The 16,468-nt window shown below is 37.8% G+C and carries 18 protein-coding genes and 1 other annotated feature; of the genes, 17 read left to right on the forward strand and 1 reads right to left on the reverse strand.

Annotated elements, in window-relative coordinates; all coding sequences use genetic code 11:
• Positions 1–80 precede the first annotated feature (80 nt).
• From A2U94_RS01730 to A2U94_RS01795, 15 genes are all read left to right on the forward strand, one after another.
• Positions 81–272: a YrzR-like zinc ribbon domain gene (locus A2U94_RS01730; RefSeq protein WP_025911719.1), complete on the forward strand. Its 192-nt coding sequence runs from the start codon at positions 81–83 to the stop codon at positions 270–272.
• A gap of 22 nt (positions 273–294) precedes the next feature.
• Positions 295–429: a YrzQ family protein gene (locus tag A2U94_RS20520; RefSeq protein WP_076512682.1), complete on the forward strand. Its 135-nt coding sequence runs from the start codon at positions 295–297 to the stop codon at positions 427–429.
• Positions 430–556: 127 nt separating this feature from the next.
• On the forward strand, positions 557–1,621 hold the full coding sequence (locus A2U94_RS01735) for an AI-2E family transporter (RefSeq protein WP_373688727.1): 1,065 nt from the start codon (positions 557–559) through the stop codon (positions 1,619–1,621).
• Positions 1,622–1,672: 51 nt separating this feature from the next.
• Positions 1,673–1,886 (forward strand) — a binding site (T-box leader).
• 133 nt (positions 1,887–2,019) lie between these two features.
• Positions 2,020–4,653, forward strand: a complete 2,634-nt coding sequence (alaS, locus tag A2U94_RS01740; protein ID WP_025911715.1) for an alanine--tRNA ligase — start codon at positions 2,020–2,022, stop codon at positions 4,651–4,653.
• An 84-nt stretch (positions 4,654–4,737) separates the two neighbouring features.
• Complete coding sequence (locus A2U94_RS01745) at positions 4,738–5,007, forward strand: IreB family regulatory phosphoprotein (RefSeq protein ID WP_025911714.1); 270 nt, start codon at positions 4,738–4,740, stop codon at positions 5,005–5,007.
• Positions 5,008–5,424: a Holliday junction resolvase RuvX gene (ruvX, locus tag A2U94_RS01750; RefSeq protein WP_025911713.1), complete on the forward strand. Its 417-nt coding sequence runs from the start codon at positions 5,008–5,010 to the stop codon at positions 5,422–5,424.
• Positions 5,425–5,539: 115 nt separating this feature from the next.
• Entirely contained in the window at positions 5,540–5,833 is a 294-nt protein-coding gene (locus A2U94_RS01755) for a DUF1292 domain-containing protein (protein ID WP_256993314.1), read from the forward strand.
• Positions 5,834–6,001: 168 nt separating this feature from the next.
• The gene (gene mltG / locus A2U94_RS01760) at positions 6,002–7,120 is read left to right on the forward strand and encodes an endolytic transglycosylase MltG (RefSeq protein ID WP_062954397.1); all 1,119 of its coding nucleotides are present in this window, start codon (positions 6,002–6,004) and stop codon (positions 7,118–7,120) included.
• Positions 7,121–7,455: 335 nt separating this feature from the next.
• Positions 7,456–8,106, forward strand: coding sequence for an O-methyltransferase (locus A2U94_RS01765; protein WP_025911709.1), 651 nt, complete (start codon positions 7,456–7,458; stop codon positions 8,104–8,106).
• Positions 8,107–8,108: 2 nt separating this feature from the next.
• Positions 8,109–9,038: a peptidase U32 family protein gene (locus A2U94_RS01770; RefSeq protein ID WP_025911708.1), complete on the forward strand. Its 930-nt coding sequence runs from the start codon at positions 8,109–8,111 to the stop codon at positions 9,036–9,038.
• Between the two features lie 56 nt (positions 9,039–9,094).
• Positions 9,095–10,357 (forward strand): peptidase U32 family protein, encoded by a 1,263-nt coding sequence (locus A2U94_RS01775; RefSeq protein WP_035321382.1) that lies wholly within the window; start codon positions 9,095–9,097, stop codon positions 10,355–10,357.
• A 7-nt stretch (positions 10,358–10,364) separates the two neighbouring features.
• On the forward strand, positions 10,365–11,000 hold the full coding sequence (gene udk, locus A2U94_RS01780; protein ID WP_025911705.1) for a uridine kinase: 636 nt from the start codon (positions 10,365–10,367) through the stop codon (positions 10,998–11,000).
• Between the two features lie 213 nt (positions 11,001–11,213).
• Entirely contained in the window at positions 11,214–11,690 is a 477-nt protein-coding gene (gene greA / locus A2U94_RS01785) for a transcription elongation factor GreA (protein WP_062686950.1), read from the forward strand.
• Between the two features lie 455 nt (positions 11,691–12,145).
• Positions 12,146–13,903 (forward strand): peptidoglycan D,D-transpeptidase FtsI family protein, encoded by a 1,758-nt coding sequence (locus tag A2U94_RS01790; RefSeq protein WP_061784999.1) that lies wholly within the window; start codon positions 12,146–12,148, stop codon positions 13,901–13,903.
• A gap of 114 nt (positions 13,904–14,017) precedes the next feature.
• The gene (locus tag A2U94_RS01795; protein ID WP_062687311.1) at positions 14,018–14,647 is read left to right on the forward strand and encodes a YrrS family protein; all 630 of its coding nucleotides are present in this window, start codon (positions 14,018–14,020) and stop codon (positions 14,645–14,647) included.
• A gap of 20 nt (positions 14,648–14,667) precedes the next feature.
• Here A2U94_RS01795 and A2U94_RS01800 read toward each other — a convergent pair whose 3' ends face one another.
• Positions 14,668–14,883, reverse strand: coding sequence for a YrzA family protein (locus tag A2U94_RS01800; protein ID WP_025911695.1), 216 nt, complete (start codon positions 14,881–14,883; stop codon positions 14,668–14,670).
• A 222-nt stretch (positions 14,884–15,105) separates the two neighbouring features.
• On the opposite strand from A2U94_RS01800, the gene A2U94_RS01805 reads away from it, so the two are divergent.
• Positions 15,106–15,747 (forward strand): class I SAM-dependent DNA methyltransferase, encoded by a 642-nt coding sequence (locus A2U94_RS01805; RefSeq protein WP_062954398.1) that lies wholly within the window; start codon positions 15,106–15,108, stop codon positions 15,745–15,747.
• A gap of 18 nt (positions 15,748–15,765) precedes the next feature.
• Positions 15,766–16,461 (forward strand): 5'-methylthioadenosine/S-adenosylhomocysteine nucleosidase, encoded by a 696-nt coding sequence (gene mtnN, locus A2U94_RS01810; protein ID WP_025911693.1) that lies wholly within the window; start codon positions 15,766–15,768, stop codon positions 16,459–16,461.
• Positions 16,462–16,468 lie beyond the last annotated feature (7 nt).

A 16,468-nucleotide genomic window follows, 5' to 3' on the forward strand; every position in this document is an offset into this window, starting at 1 on the left:
AGCCTGGTGTTTAGGTATGGACATGGTAAAAAGTGGACATAATACGTTTTATAAACGAACGTATAAAAGAGGTGTTCACTTTGTTAAAGTGTCCAAACTGTAAAAGTATTGATGTTGGTAAAATTGGGGTTAATCAATATTATTGCTGGAATTGTTTTATTGAGATGACGATTTCAAAAGGACAAATTAATACCCACCAAGTGGAAGAGGATGGCACGTTAAGCTCATTGGATGATTTGTTTTCAGAGGATGAGCGTACAATGAATTTTTAACTCATTTAGGGGGGGCTTTGCGATGAATCGAATTATTCCGTCAGTAGTTGCTTTTGGTCTAGGGGCATATGCGTTCAAAATGGCAGGTGACCGAGAGATGTTCACAAAGCGCAATATGAAAAAAATGCGCAAGCGTGTTATGAAAGCAATGCACTAAAATCATTGTTGGTCTCTTTACAAAAAAGCTCTTGCTTAGCAAGGGCTTTTTCTCATGGGAAGTTATCTAAAAAAACATCATGAATAAACTCTTTTCTTTGTTGAAAAATAAAGATGAGGAGGAGTTTATTGTGAAAGAGGTACCGATTAAATGGTTTTATCGTTTGGGGATTTTTTTGCTAGCACTGCTTTGTATTTTACTTTTATTTAAAATAAAGTTTGTTTGGCTACCATTTCTTGAGATGTTTTTTAAAGCAATGCTGCCTTTTTTTATTGCTGCCTTTATTACATATTTACTTCATCCAATTGTAGAGAAAACGCATGAAAAAGGTGTTCCACGACCTCTTGCCATTTTACTAATTTATCTCATTTTCTTTGGTGGAATAGGTTATGGTATTTATAAAGGGTTTCCTCTTTTCGTTATTCAGCTAAAAGAATTAAATGAACAGCTGCCTGAGCTTACAGAGATGTATAAGGGATGGGTGCATGAAATTCATGATCGTACCTCAACGCTACCAAACGGAGTTCATGAAAAAATTGAGCAGAGTATCGTTGATTTAGAGCAAACTGTTAACACATGGTTATTGCGAGTGATGGAGGGGGTTAAGTCCATTGTCAATTCATTTTTAATTCTCATTATTATTCCGTTTATTGTGTTTTACTTGCTAAAAGACTTCGGACTCGTTCGAAAAGCTGTCGCATATATTGTGCCAAAGAAATGGCATGAAGAAGGGAAGCATTTTTTACATGATGTAAACTTGTCATTGGGAAGCTACCTTAGAGGACAATTTTTTGTTTGTCTCATCATAGGCGCTATTGCTACGACTGCATTTTGGTTTTTTAACGTACCGTATGCGCTTTTGCTTGGGATAATCATAGGCATTACGAATATTATTCCGTATTTCGGTCCCATTATTGGAGCAGTACCAGCGGCAATTCTCTCCATGACAGTTTCTGTGAAGCTCGTATTAATTGTTGTCGTCATTATCTTTGTACTTCAATTTCTAGAAGGGAATATTCTATCTCCTCTAATCGTAGGGAAAAGCTTGCATATCCACCCTCTTTTTATTATCTTAGCGCTTTTGCTTGGGGGAGAATTTGGAGGGGTGTTTGGGCTAATTATTGCTGTTCCTATTTTAGCTATTGTAAAAATTTCGATTTTACATGTGCGAGGGCATACCTTGAAACATTGACAAAGCAACCTGAATTTGTCATAATATCGCCATAGAAAACGTTACATAGTAAACAATACAATGAAGGAACCAAGTAAGCTGTACACTGGTATATAAGAGAAGCACTTCCAAGGCTGAAAGAGGTGCGATACAAAGAATAGCTGAATGCTAGTCCTGAGTGCAGGAAAACCCTGCCGTTTTAGCAGCGTTAATGCGATGAAGGTGATGAACATTCTAACATGTTCATAATCAGGGTGGTACCGCGAGCTAAACTCTCGTCCCTGCTTTTTGGGATGAGAGTTTTTTTGTGTGCAAATTTCTAAAACTCCCTATTGTATTGTGCGTAATGAAGCAAGCTGCTTTTAGGTCATTATGTTTTTGTCTATAAATAATGAAGAGTTCTAAAGGAGGAACCAATCATGAAAAAGTTAACATCTGCACAAGTGCGTCAAATGTACTTAGATTTCTTTAAAGAAAAAGGTCATGATGTAGAGCCGAGCGCTTCTCTTGTACCTCATGAAGATCCATCTCTTTTATGGATTAACAGTGGTGTTGCGACGCTAAAGAAATACTTTGACGGACGCGTTATTCCACAAAACCCACGTATTTGTAATGCTCAAAAATCAATTCGTACAAATGATATTGAAAACGTTGGTAAAACAGCGCGTCACCATACGTTCTTTGAAATGTTAGGTAACTTTTCAATCGGTGAATATTTTAAAGAAGAAGCAATCGACTGGGCTTGGGAGTTCTTAACGAGCGATAAATGGATTGGCTTTGATCCTGAAAAGTTATCTGTCACTATTCACCCAGAAGATGAAGAAGCATTCAAGCTTTGGAACGAAAAAATTGGAGTTCCAAAAGAGCGCATTATTCGTTTAGAAGGTAACTTCTGGGATATTGGTGAAGGGCCAAGTGGACCGAATACAGAGATTTTTTATGACCGTGGTGAAGCTTATGGAAACGACTTAACTGACCCTGAGCTATACCCTGGTGGAGAAAACGAGCGCTATTTAGAAATCTGGAATTTAGTATTTTCTCAATTTAACCATAACCCTGATCATACCTATACACCACTACCAAAGAAGAACATTGATACAGGAATGGGACTAGAGCGTATGGTGTCGGTTATTCAAGATGTACCGACAAACTTTGATACAGACTTATTCATGCCAATTATTGAAGCAACTGAAAACATCTCAGGTGCTAAATACCGCACAGAAGATGAAAAAGACGTTGCATTTAAAGTAATTGCTGACCATATTCGTACGGTGACATTTGCTGTTGGAGACGGAGCTCTTCCATCCAATGAAGGTCGTGGATATGTACTGCGCCGTTTATTACGTCGTGCTGTACGCTATGCAAAAAAACTAGGCATCAATCGTCCGTTTATGTACGAGCTAGTACCTGTTGTGGGTGAGATTATGGTTGATTTCTACCCAGAAGTGAAAGACAAAACAGACTTCATTCAGCGCGTTGTGAAAAACGAGGAAGAGCGTTTTCACGAAACGTTAAACGAGGGTCTTGCTATTTTAGCAACAATGATTAAAAAAGCAAAAGACCAAGGCAGTGATACAATTTCTGGTGAAGATGTATTCCGATTATATGATACATATGGCTTCCCAGTTGAGTTAACGGAAGAATATGCAGAAGATGAAAAGATGAAAATAGATCATGACGGATTTGAAAGCGAGATGGAAGGTCAACGTGAGCGTGCAAGAGCAGCTCGCCAAGATTCTAGCTCTATGCAAGTTCAAGGTGGGGTATTAGGCGAGTTAACAGTTGAAAGTGAGTTTGTCGGCTACGATAAAGACGAAGTGGAAACGTTCATTGAAGCTATTATCTTACATGGAGAACTTGTTGATAAAGTAACGGAAGGTCAAGAAGCACAGGTTATTTTAAAGCAAACGCCATTCTATGCTGAGAGCGGTGGACAAATTGCTGACCAAGGTGAAATCTCAAATGCCACATCTGTTGCAGCAGTTAAAGATGTGCAAAAGGCACCGAATGGCCAGCACGTGCACACTGTAGAAGTAAGAAGCGGAGAGCTTGTAAAGGGCGAAACTTACACAGCGACAATTAACGGGAAAAAGCGGGATGCAATCGTGAAAAACCATACGGCAACTCACCTGCTTCACCAAGCATTAAAAGATACGTTAGGAATGCATGTTAACCAAGCTGGTTCATTAGTAACTCCAGATCGCTTACGTTTTGATTTCTCTCATTTTGGACAAATAACAGCGGAAGAAATTGAAAAGATTGAAACGATTGTAAACGAAAAAATTTGGGAAAACATTTCCGTAAATATTGAAAATAAAGCAATTGATGAAGCAAAAGCAATGGGTGCAATGGCGCTGTTTGGTGAGAAGTATGGCGATATCGTTCGCGTTGTTCAGGTTGGAAGCTATAGCTTAGAGCTTTGTGGTGGTTGCCACGTTGCTAATACGTCTGAAATCGGCTTATTTAAGATTGTATCAGAATCAGGAATTGGAGCTGGAACACGCCGTATTGAAGCCGTAACTGGAAAAGCAGCTTATCAGTTGATGAATGACCAAGTAACACTGTTAAAAGAAGCAGCAGCAAAAGCAAAAGCGAACCCTCGAGATCTTGTTAGTCGTGTGGAAGGCTTACTAGAAGAAATTCGCCAACTTCATCGTGAAAATGAGTCATTAGCAACGAAGCTAGGGAATATTGAGGCAGGCAATCTAATCGACCGCGTGAAAGACGTAAACGGTGTGAGCGTCTTAGCAGAAAAAGTAAACGCAACGGATATGAACAACCTTCGTTCAATGGTAGATGACTTAAAGCAAAAGCTTGACTCAGCAGTTATTGTACTAGCTGCACCTCAAGGTGAAAAAGTAAATATCGTTGCAGGAGTGACAAAAGATTTAATTGCAAACGGTCATCATGCAGGTAAGATTGTAAAAGAAGTGGCAACAATTTGTGGCGGTGGCGGCGGTGGTCGTCCAGATATGGCTCAAGCAGGTGGAAAAGATCCGAACCAAATTGAAAATGCATTGAAGATTGTAGAAGAATGGGTTAAATCCGTTTAATTCTCCTCTTTCTTGGTGTACAATAGAAGTAAGACTTAACATGATTCATAATGTGCTCACAAATTAAACGAGTGAGGTGGGAAAATGAGTTCATTTGATAAAACAATGCAATTCAATTTTCAAGATGAGCCAGCTGAAACAAGCGTCCATGAGGTTTTATTTACGGTTTATGAGGCATTGAAAGAAAAAGGATATAACCCGATTAACCAAATCGTTGGATATTTGCTATCAGGAGATCCTGCTTACATTCCTCGTCATAATGATGCGCGAAACACAATTCGCCAATTAGAGAGAGACGAGCTCATTGAAGAACTTGTGAAATCTTATTTACAACAGCATCGAAAGGATTCATAAATGCGCGTATTAGGATTAGATGTTGGCACGAAGACAATTGGCGTAGCTGTAAGCGACGAAATGGGCTGGACAGCCCAAGGGATTGAGACGATTAAAATTGCCGATGAGCAAATGAAGGAGTCTTATCCTCGATTACAGCAATTAATTGATGAGTATTCAGTTGAAAAAGTCATTGTTGGCCTACCAAAAAATATGAATGGCACAATTGGTCCTCGCGGTGAAGCTTGTCTTCAATTTGCAGAGGAACTAAAGAAGGATCTAAACATCGAAACGATGATGTGGGATGAACGCTTATCGACAATGGCTGCAGAGCGTGTTTTACTTTCAGCTGATGTTAGTCGTAAAAAGCGTAAAAAAGTCATTGATAAGATGGCGGCTGTTATGATTCTTCAAGGATACTTAGACAGCAAACAATAAGGTTGATTGTAGCTTAGCTTCTGCACGGTTATCCTCGATAAAAAGAGTCTAATTTGATAAGAAGCTAGGGCTTTCAACTTGCCATAAAATCGCTAGTAAATAGCTGGAAAATGAGGTGTCGAACATGACAGAAGAAGGAAAAATTACAATCGTAGACGAAAGTGGTAACGAGCAATTATGTGAGATTTTATTCACATTTGATTCTGAAGAATATGGTAAATCTTATGTAATTTATTATCCAATTGGTGCAGATGAAAATGACGATGAAGAAATTGAAATTCATGCGTCTGCTTTCACACCAAGCGAAAATGGTGAAGATGGTGAACTTCAACCAATCGAGACAGAAGAAGAATGGGATATGGTTGAGGAAATGGTTAACACATTCCTTGACGAAGAAGAAGGCGAATAAAAAAGTTGGTGGCGAGAGCTACCAACTTTTTTTATGGTTTATTTTTCAAATAATTTACATCTTTACTGTCTATCCTAATGAGGACATGTCTTTTCACTTGCTTTTATAGGCGGTCTTGTATGATAATGACGAAAAATGAGATAAATTGTAGTATAATAGTGCGTGCGTATGAGAGGAGGATGCAACTTGTCGCACCAATCTTTTTTTACACCTAAAAAAAATAAACGAAAAAAAATTATCATTGTGACAATAATTCTTTTAGCTGTACTTATTGGTGGAGGCGTTTTTTATGCTCAATCATTTGTACAACCCGTTGATAAAAACAGTAGTAAAAAAGTAAATATAACGATTCCGCAAGGTTCTTCAGTCCGGTCGATTGGAACGTTGTTAAAAGAAGAAAAGCTAATTAAAAGTGAAAGTGCTTTTCGATACTATATTAAAATGTCTAGCGTATCAGGATTTCAGGCTGGAACATACACTTTTTCTCCTTCCATGAGCTTAAGTGAGATGGTCGATATGATGGAAACAGGAGATGTCTCGAAGAATCCGGATGTTCGCTTAGCAATTCCAGAAGGCCGTCAGCTTGATGAAATTGCTACAATTATTGCAAATCGAACAAACTACACGGAAGAAGAAGTAATGAATACTTTAGATGACCCTGCTTTTATTGAGAAGATGAAGAAGAAATACCCAGATCTTGTGACGGATGAAGTGTTTAATAAGGACATTAAGCATCCTTTAGAAGGGTATTTATATCCTGCTACTTACGATCACTATGATTCAAATGTTTCGCTTGAAGTCATTTTAGATAAAATGATTGGTAAAACGAACGGTGTTTTAGCTCAATATCAAAAGGAAATGAAGAGCAAAAAATATACGGCTCACAAGCTTTTAACGATGGCTTCTTTAATTGAAGAAGAAGCAACGGAACAGGTGGATCGTGAGAAAATCGCAAGCGTGTTTTATAATCGTCTTGAAGAGGATATGCCATTACAGACGGATCCAACGGTGTTATATGCTTTAGGTGAGCATCGTGAGCGAGTCTACTATAAAGATTTAGAAGTAGACTCGCCTTACAATACGTATCGAGAGAAAGGACTTACACCAGGACCGATTGCAAACTCAGGCTTAATGTCTATTAAAGCAGCTTTGGAACCCGCTGATACCAATTACCTCTATTTCTTAGCGAATAAAGATGGAGAAGTCATCTTTACCAAAACACTTGATGAGCATAACAAAGAAAAAGCGACTCATATCACAGGGCCTCGTGAAGAAGATAAGAAATAAAAGCAATAGTAACCGTTAATTAAGCGTTTAAAACCCCCTTTACTTTTAAAGATAAAGGGGGTTTTAGTTATAAAATTGTGTGGATAGCTTTAAAAAATTGATTCGACTTTTTGGCATCTGCTCTACTTTTATGTTAAAATATATCGGGTTTACGTTCAGAAAAAAACCAATTATAATGGACTAGTTGTATATTTTTATTGCGGTATATTTTGTGCGTTAGTACATGTTAGCTAAGGCTTTTTTTTGAGCTTTAGTCACGTTTATTTAGTGAGTCAAACTATATATAACCGCTTTTGACTAACGTCAAACATACTTCTTTGAACGGAGGAAGTGTTTTGCTTTTACAAAATGTTGAACAGTATGTAGAAAACCTTATTCCTAAGCGTACAGAGCTTGTTGAAGAGATGGAGAACTATGCAAAAGAACATGTAGTACCAATTATGGAACTCATCGGAATTGAAGCATTGCTTCAAATTCTTCGCCTTCATCAGCCAGCACATATATTAGAAATTGGGACAGCCATCGGCTATTCGGCTATTCGTATGGCTGAAGCATTACCAAATGCTAAAATCGTTACGGTGGAGCGTAATGAAGATCGGTATAAACAAGCTCAGTTATTCATTAATCGAGCTGAAAAGAAAGAGCAGATTAAAACCTTGTTTGGAGATGCTTTAGAACTTCAAGCAGACATTGAACAAAATGGCCCTTACGATGCCGTATTTATTGATGCTGCCAAAGGGCAATATCAGCGCTTCTTTGAGCATTATGCACCATTAGTAAATAAAAAAGGTATTATCATTTCAGATAATATTTTATTCAAAGGGCACGTAGGAACCGATTTATCGCAGATTGAAACGCGCCGTAAGCGAAGTTTAATTAAAAAAATTGATGCATACAACGTATGGCTAATGAAACATCCAGATTTCCAAACCACCATTTTACCAATTGGGGATGGAATTGCAATTAGTATAAAAAGAGGTGATTGACAATGAAAAAACCTGAACTATTAGTAACACCAACTGCTGTTTCAAATATTAAACCATTAATAGAAGCCGGTGCAAACGCATTTGTAATTGGTGAACAGCGATATGGGTTACGACTTGCAGGAGACTTTAAGCGTGAGGATATCGTAGAGGCAGTTAATATTGCACACGCTCATCATACAAAAGTTTATGTAGCTATGAACGCGCTATTTCATAATGATACAGTAGCAGAATTAGATGAATATATCTTGTTTTTACAAGAAGCAGGCGTAGATGCCATTGTCTTTGGAGACCCAGCAGTATTAATGGCTGCTCGCGCAGTTGCTCCGAAAATGAAGCTTCACTGGAATACAGAGACGACTGCAACCAACTGGTATACATGTAATTACTGGGGACGAAAAGGTGCTAAGCGTGCGGTGTTAGCTCGTGAACTTAGCATGGACAGTATCATTGATATTAAAGAGAATGCAGAAGTAGAAGTGGAAGTACAGGTTCATGGAATGACATGTATGTTTCAATCGAAGCGCTCTTTATTAGGTAACTATTTTGAATATCAAGGTAAAGTAATGGAAGTTGGAAATCGAAAGCTTGAACAAGACATGTTTTTATTTGATAAAGAACGCGATAACAAATATCCAATTTACGAAGATGAGAACGGTACACATATCATGAGTCCAAACGATATTTGTATTATCGACGAGCTTGCAGAAATGATTGATGCACAAGTTGACGTTTTTAAAATTGATGGTGTGCTAAAGAGCGCAGAATACATTATTGAAGTAACGAAGAAGTATCGCAAAGCCATTGATTTATGCGTAGAAAATCGTGAAGAGTATGAAGAGATAAAAGACGAGCTTTTAGAAGAAATTGAAGCAATGCAACCAGCAAATCGTCCTCTTGATACAGGATTCTTCTTTAAAGAAACTGTTTACTAAGTGTCATGAGAATGGAAAGAAAAATCGAAAAAGTAGACAATTAGGAGGTACTAACTATGGCTGTGCAAATTGATACGGTTGTTAATGGGAAACGTGTTATTACGAAAAAGCCCGAGTTGTTAGCTCCAGCAGGCAATCTTGAAAAGTTAAAAGTAGCAGTACATTATGGTGCTGATGCGGTCTTTATCGGTGGAAAAGAGTTCGGTCTTCGCTCAAATGCAGGTAACTTTTCATTAGAAGAAATGGCTGAGGGAGTAGAATTTGCAAAAAAATATGGAGCACGTATTTATGTAACAACAAATATCTTTGCTCATAATGAAAACATGGATGGCTTAGATGAATATTTAATGGGATTACAGACGGCTGGCGTAGCTGGAATCATTGTAGCAGATCCGTTAATTATTGAAACATGCCGCCGAGTTGCCCCAAAGCTAGAAGTACATTTAAGTACTCAGCAGTCGCTTTCAAACTGGCGTGCTGTTCAGTTCTGGAAAGAAGAAGGCTTAGAACGTGTGGTATTGGCGCGTGAAACGAGTGCTGAAGAAATCCGTGAAATGAAAGAAAAAGTAGATATTGAAATTGAAACATTTATTCACGGAGCTATGTGTATTGCTTACTCTGGTCGATGCACGTTGAGTAATCATATGACAGCTCGGGATTCAAACCGCGGTGGCTGCTGTCAGTCATGTCGCTGGGACTATGACTTATTTAAATTAGAAGGCGAATCAACAGAAGTTCCTTTATTCAATGAGTCAGATAGTCCGTTTGCAATGAGCCCAAAAGATTTAAACTTAATTCAATCAATTCCAAAAATGATTGAGCTAGGTATCGACAGCTTAAAAATTGAAGGCCGCATGAAATCAATCCACTATATCGCAACCGTTGTAAGCGTCTATCGCAAAGTCATTGATGCCTATTGTGCAGATCCAGAAAACTTTGTGATTCAAAAAGAGTGGTTAGATGAGCTTGATAAATGTGCTAATCGTGATACTGCTCCTGCTTTCTTTGAAGGTGTGCCAGGAGTAGATGAGCAAATGTTTGGCATTCATGGTAAGAAAACAACATTTGATTTTGCTGGATTAGTGTTAGACTATGATGAGGAAACAAGCATGGTAACACTTCAGCAGCGAAACCACTTTAAGCCTGGAGATGAAGTGGAGTTCTTTGGACCAGGAATCGAAAACTTTACACAAGTAGTCGGCACAATTTGGGATGAAAAAGGCAATGAGCTAGACGCTGCTCGTCATCCGCTACAAATTGTAACGTTTAAGGTAGACAAACCATTGTTTTCTTACAACATGATGCGAAAGGGGATTTAATAAGAAGATGGGGAAAAAGCCCGTTGTAATCGGTATTGCTGGTGGATCTGGCTCTGGAAAAACAACTGTTACAAAAGCAATTTATGAATATTTTAAAGGTCATTCAATTATGCTTCTAGAGCAAGATTATTATTATAAAGATCAAAGTAACCTGCCATTTGAACAACGCTTACAGACGAACTATGATCATCCTTTAGCGTTTGATAATGACCTTTTAATTGAGCACTTGCAGAAATTATTAAATTATGAGAGCATTGAAAAACCTGTATATGATTATACTATTCATACTCGCTCTCAAGAAGTTATTGTAGAAGACCCAAAGGATGTTATTATCTTAGAGGGTATCTTAGTGCTTGAGGACAAGCGTCTGCGTAACTTAATGGATATTAAACTATATGTTGATACCGATGCTGATTTGCGTATTATCCGCAGAATGTTGCGAGATATTAACGAGCGTGAGCGTACGCTAGAATCCGTAGTCGATCAATATATTTCAGTGGTACGTCCAATGCATAATCAGTTTATTGAACCAACTAAGCGATACGCTGATATTATTATCCCAGAAGGCGGTCAAAATCACGTAGCAATTGATTTGATGGTAACGAAAATCCAAACAATTCTTGAACAAAATGCGATTTTATAATAACATAGCATAGATACAGGGATTTTTTTGAAAATAAAATCGTCATATTCTATAAACAAGGTCTTCACATATAGTAGAGAAACGAGCAGCTTCTAATTTGAAGCTGTCATTTCTCTATTCACTGAGATTTTAGAATATGAAACCTTTTAGTACATACAGAAAACACTGTATAAGGCACTAATGTATTTCGATTTTATAAAGGAGTGAAGGGTTATGGCACAAGAAAAAGTGTTTCCAATGACGGAAGAAGGAAAGCTAAAATTAGAACAAGAATTAGAATATCTGAAGACGGTAAAGCGTAAAGAAGTAGTAGAGCGCATTAAGATTGCTCGTAGTTTTGGTGACTTATCAGAGAACTCTGAGTATGATTCAGCAAAGGATGAACAGGCTTTCGTTGAAGGGCGCATTACAACGCTAGAAAACATGATTCGCAATGCGAAAATTATTGAAGAAGATGTAGAGAACTCTTCAATTGTATCTCTAGGTAAATCTGTGACGTTTATTGAACTACCAGACGGAGACGAGGAAACGTATACAATTGTAGGTAGTGCAGAAGCAGATCCATTTGAAGGTAAAATTTCAAATGACTCTCCAATTGCTAAAAGCCTAATAGGCAAACAGGTTGGAGATGAAGTAACAGTTCAAACTCCAGGTGGAGAAATGGCTGTTAAAATCGTTACTGTAAAATAAATGTAAATGAATTAGCTCGTTAGAAAGAAGAGGCTGGGACATAAGTAATTCAGCCAATGATAAACCTGAACGATTGAGAGTTTCTCACTTTTAATCGTTCAGGTTTTTTGTTGATTGTGAAAACAATGTTGGAAACAGGGTGGAATGGAGCGTAGGACACTCGACTCCTGCGGGAAAGAGAGGGAAAACTGAGATCCCGCAGCGCAGCGAGGAAGCTCAGGTTCCTCCCCGCGGAAAGCGAGTGACCGTAGCGCAATGGAACGAACATGTTGAGACATATCAAAGAGATGGGAACAGCTAGTGTTCGTTTTTTAGAAGCCATCATTTTGTTATGTCCCAAACTCTTCTTTTTTCTATTTTTAGAAAAAAGAAGTTTAATTCTGAATTTTATCTGTTGTATTCGTTTGAAAAAAAGCTACGTCGGCGACAATGATACAGAGTGAGGTGTATCGACATTGAGAGTAGTTCGAAAACGAATGCAATCGATTTTGATTATTATTATGTTGTTAATTTTTTTACTTATTGGCAGACTCGTTCAAATACAGCTTATTAGTACAGAATCATTTTCAAATCATAATGTTAATTTAATTGAAGAAAGCGTTCATCAGCGCACACAAGAAATGGTGGTAGATGATGGAAGAGGTAAATTTATAGACCGCAACGGTCAATCACTTACATCCGTTACGAATAATCGCCTTGTGCTGTTTCCGTTTTTAAATGAAATGCAATGGCCCATGCAACAGGTGTCTACTATTACGGGGATTTCGACAGTAGAGATGGTTACAAAGCTAAAAGATACGAAGTCTCCGGTAGCTGTTGGAGATCATCTAACAATTGATCAGTTAAAGCAAGTGAATGAATTAAAGATACCTGGAGTTTTTGGTGTACCGTTAAAGGATGAGCGTCCTGTACCTATTGCAGAGCATGTAATTGGATTAGTAAGACAAAGTCAGGAGAAAATCGTAGCACAATATGAAGATAAATTGAAAAGTGGGGAATTAAAGGCAACTACGCCCATTGGCATTACGGGCATGCAAAAAACATTTGACGAATTTCTTCTACCACAGCAAGAGTCGAAGTTGTTATATCACGTCGATCGGTTTGGAGGTCCGATGTTTGGAATTGATGTTAAGTATACGGGAGATGCTAATCCTTTTTATCCTGTAAATGTGAAAACGACTCTGGATTTGACAATTCAAGAAAAGGTAGAAGAGCTATTAGAAAAATATAACTTAAAAGAAGGCGGCGTAGTACTATTAGATATCGAAAAGAGCAACATATTAGCCATGGCTAGTAGACCTAATATCAATCAAACTCATCCGTACGAAGAAAAGAACAAGGGGCTCTATAACCGTATGCTAATGCCACAAGTCCCTGGATCTGTGTTTAAAACCGTCACAGCAGCAGCTGCAGTAGAAGAAGGGATTCTTACTCCGAATATGACGTTTAATTGCAATCAAAGCATATATGACGAATCGTTAGAGAATGATCATCAAAAAGGAATGTTATCCTTTGAAGAGAGCTTTGCACAAAGCTGTAATAAGACGTTTGCACAGCTAGCTAAGCAAATGAGTGAGAAAAAACCTGATTCATTGGACCAATATGCCCGAAAATTAGGCGTAACGGACCCGGTAGGGTGGAGCGGAGATGTGTTTCACTTTGATCATTTTACACAGCTTCAAGAAGGAAAGGGAACAGTGTGGAAGAAGGATGCCAATAAACGCGTTCCCAACGCCATTTCTCAAACTGCTATCGGTCAGCTAGATGTGAAGCTTACTCCTCTAGCAGTTGCCAATATGATGGCTACGATTGCTAGAGGTGGAGAAAAGCGACAAGTAAAAGTAGTGGATGAAATTCAGTATAAAAACAATACTTCGCTTTACACGTTTAAAAACAAAAAGTTGTCTGGTGAAAGTATAAAAAAGCCAACGGTTAAAGAACTTCAAAAGTTACTAAGCCAAGTTGTCCAAAGTGAGGATGGCACGGGAAGACGTTTTCAAGATCTTCCTTATTCAGTAGCAGGAAAGTCTGGTACTGCTGAAATTGATGTAGAAAATGAAATCGTTAATAAGTGGTTCGCTGGATACTTTCCTGCTGATAAACCTAAGTATGCCCTAGTAGTTGTTGATTTGAATACAAAAAGTACAATATCGTCTACAAATCAGATTTTTTATGATATTGTTAAAGAGATGTATGATTTAAATCATCAATAACTAAAAAGTATGTAAAAAATATTACAAAAATGCTTCAAATGAAGGTATGTGCTTCATGAATTTCCAAACACATGGTAAAATAGAACATTATAAAAGTTGGAGGAAGTTGTAGCAATGAATAACAATCGTTCTTCAAGACATCAAAACAAAGAAAAAAAGGTTAACCGATTATATAATGTGTTAATTGCCGTAGTTGCGGTATTGATTGTCTTTATCGGTGGCTCACTTATTCTTGGAGAAGGATCAGACGAGACATCTCCAGAACAAAACACAGAGCAAACACCAAAGTCAGAAAACAATAATGATACGGAGAAAAATACTCCTGAAGAAAACACAGAGGAACCTGCAAGTGATGAAGAAGCAGATGAAAACGCAACAGATGATGAAGCAACAGAGCAAGAGGAGTCTTCTGATGTAGAAGTGGAAGAAAATCCTGAGCCAGGTGTTGAAAGCCGAACTGTAGACCCATCCTGGGAGCCTGTAGGTACAGAGCAAGGTGAAAAGCCAGCAGCTACGTATGAAAAAGGTTCAACTGATTGGAATGAAATGCTTGCAGCAGTTGGAGCTGGAGTAGGCGTTAATCCAAACGATATGACAGTATGGCGTTTAGGCAACAATGGTGCTCCTGAAAAAGCAGTGGCAACAGTTAGTCCTAAAGGTGAAGGCTCGGTAAAGTATCGAGTGGAAATTGAATGGGTAGAAAACGAAGGTTGGAAACCAACTGTTGTTGAAAAATTATCTTAATAAAAAAAGCGGCGCTTTCATTAGCGCTGCTTTTTTAGTTTGAAATGAACAACCGCAGAATAAAGCTTCTTACCTTGTTCATAGTCTACTGCCATTTGATGAGAAACGCTTTGAACTCCTAATAAGATGGCTTTATTTTGTTCAACTTTATCATTAATTTGTTTCTCTAAATCTTTTAAGTCATGTGATTCGAAAAACTCAATTTTGTCTTCAATCATATCAAACTGAAAATTCATCGTCTCGCTTCACCTTCTTCATCCCATATTTACCAAACTTTATTTTAGCAGGAATTCTTGCCGAAATAAATTTATTATGATAACTTAAGAACAATTAATACTTTAAATCATACTATATCTATAAGAATTATAAGAAAAGATAAAATTGTTAAATAACAACAATTTTTTATTGTGAAAAAATAACTTAGATAGTAACAAAATTAAACATGAGGGTGAGATAAGATGGGTAGAGAGTTTTTAAACATCTTTGAAAAGTGGGCAGAAAACTATGATTTGACTGTTGAAGGACATGATCAAGAATATGAAGAAGTTTTTCGAAACTATGAAGGTATTTTACAAGCAGTTGCAAATCGTTCATCGGGAAGCGTAATTGAGTTCGGTGTAGGAACCGGAAACTTAACGAAAAAGCTACTGGAAAAGAGTCTAGCAGTGACAGGAATTGAGCCTTCAAGTCCAATGCGAAAGCTTGCGGCAGGAAAGCTAGGTGAATCGGTTACTTTATCTGATGGCGACTTCTTAGCGTTTCCTGCCCCAAAAGAGAAGGTTGATACAATTGTTAGTACCTATGCTTTTCATCACTTAACAGATAAAGAAAAAGAGCTTGCGATTAGAAACTATAGCAACCTTCTACAAACAGATGGTAAAATAGTGTTTGCTGACACGATGTTTGAAACAAACGAGTCGTTTCAAGAAACAATTGAATATGCTAAGCAACATAAATTCTTTAACTTAGCGGAAGACTTAGAAAGAGAGTATTATACAACGATTCCAGTCTTAAAAAATCTTTTTGAACAAAATGGATTTGAAGCAACTTTTGAACGCTTCAATCATTTCGTTTGGATTGTGGAGGCAACGAAACAATAACAGAAAGAGGTTCGTATAATGAAAGTAGCAATCATTGGTGCTATGGAGGAAGAAGTAACGATTCTCCGAGACAAGGTAGAAAACAGAGAAGAAACAGTCATTGCAGGCTGCGAATATTCAACTGGTACAATCAATGAAATTGATGTAGTACTGTTAAAGTCAGGTATTGGAAAAGTAAATGCTGCATTATCAACAGCAATCTTACTGGAAAGATTTCAGCCTGACTATGTGATTAATACAGGGTCTGCTGGCGGCTTTCATCCAGATCTAAATGTTGGAGATGCAATTATTTCATCGGAAGTACGTCATCATGATGTTGATGTAACAGCATTTGGCTATGAGTACGGTCAAGTTCCAAATTTACCTGCTGCATATCAAGCTGATAAAAAACTTGTTGAGATTGCAGAACAAAGTGCACAAGAAGTAACGGATATGAAAGTAGCCAAAGGTTTAATTGCAACGGGTGACTCATTTATGAATGATCCAGTTCGCGTTGAGTTTGTAAGAAGCAAATTCCCAGAACTAATGGCAGCTGAAATGGAAGCTGCTGCAGTAGCTCAGGTTTGTCACCAGTTTAAAGTTCCTTTCGTTATCATTCGTGCATTATCTGATATTGCGGGTAAAGAATCAGATGTATCGTTTGATCAGTTCCTTGAAAAGGCAGCCGTAAACTCTACAAACTTAGTATTAAACTTTTTATCAAAATTAAAATAATAAATCT

Source organism: Bacillus sp. VT 712, assembly GCF_001614195.1.
Taxonomy (GTDB): domain Bacteria; phylum Bacillota; class Bacilli; order Bacillales; family Bacillaceae_H; genus Priestia; species Priestia flexa.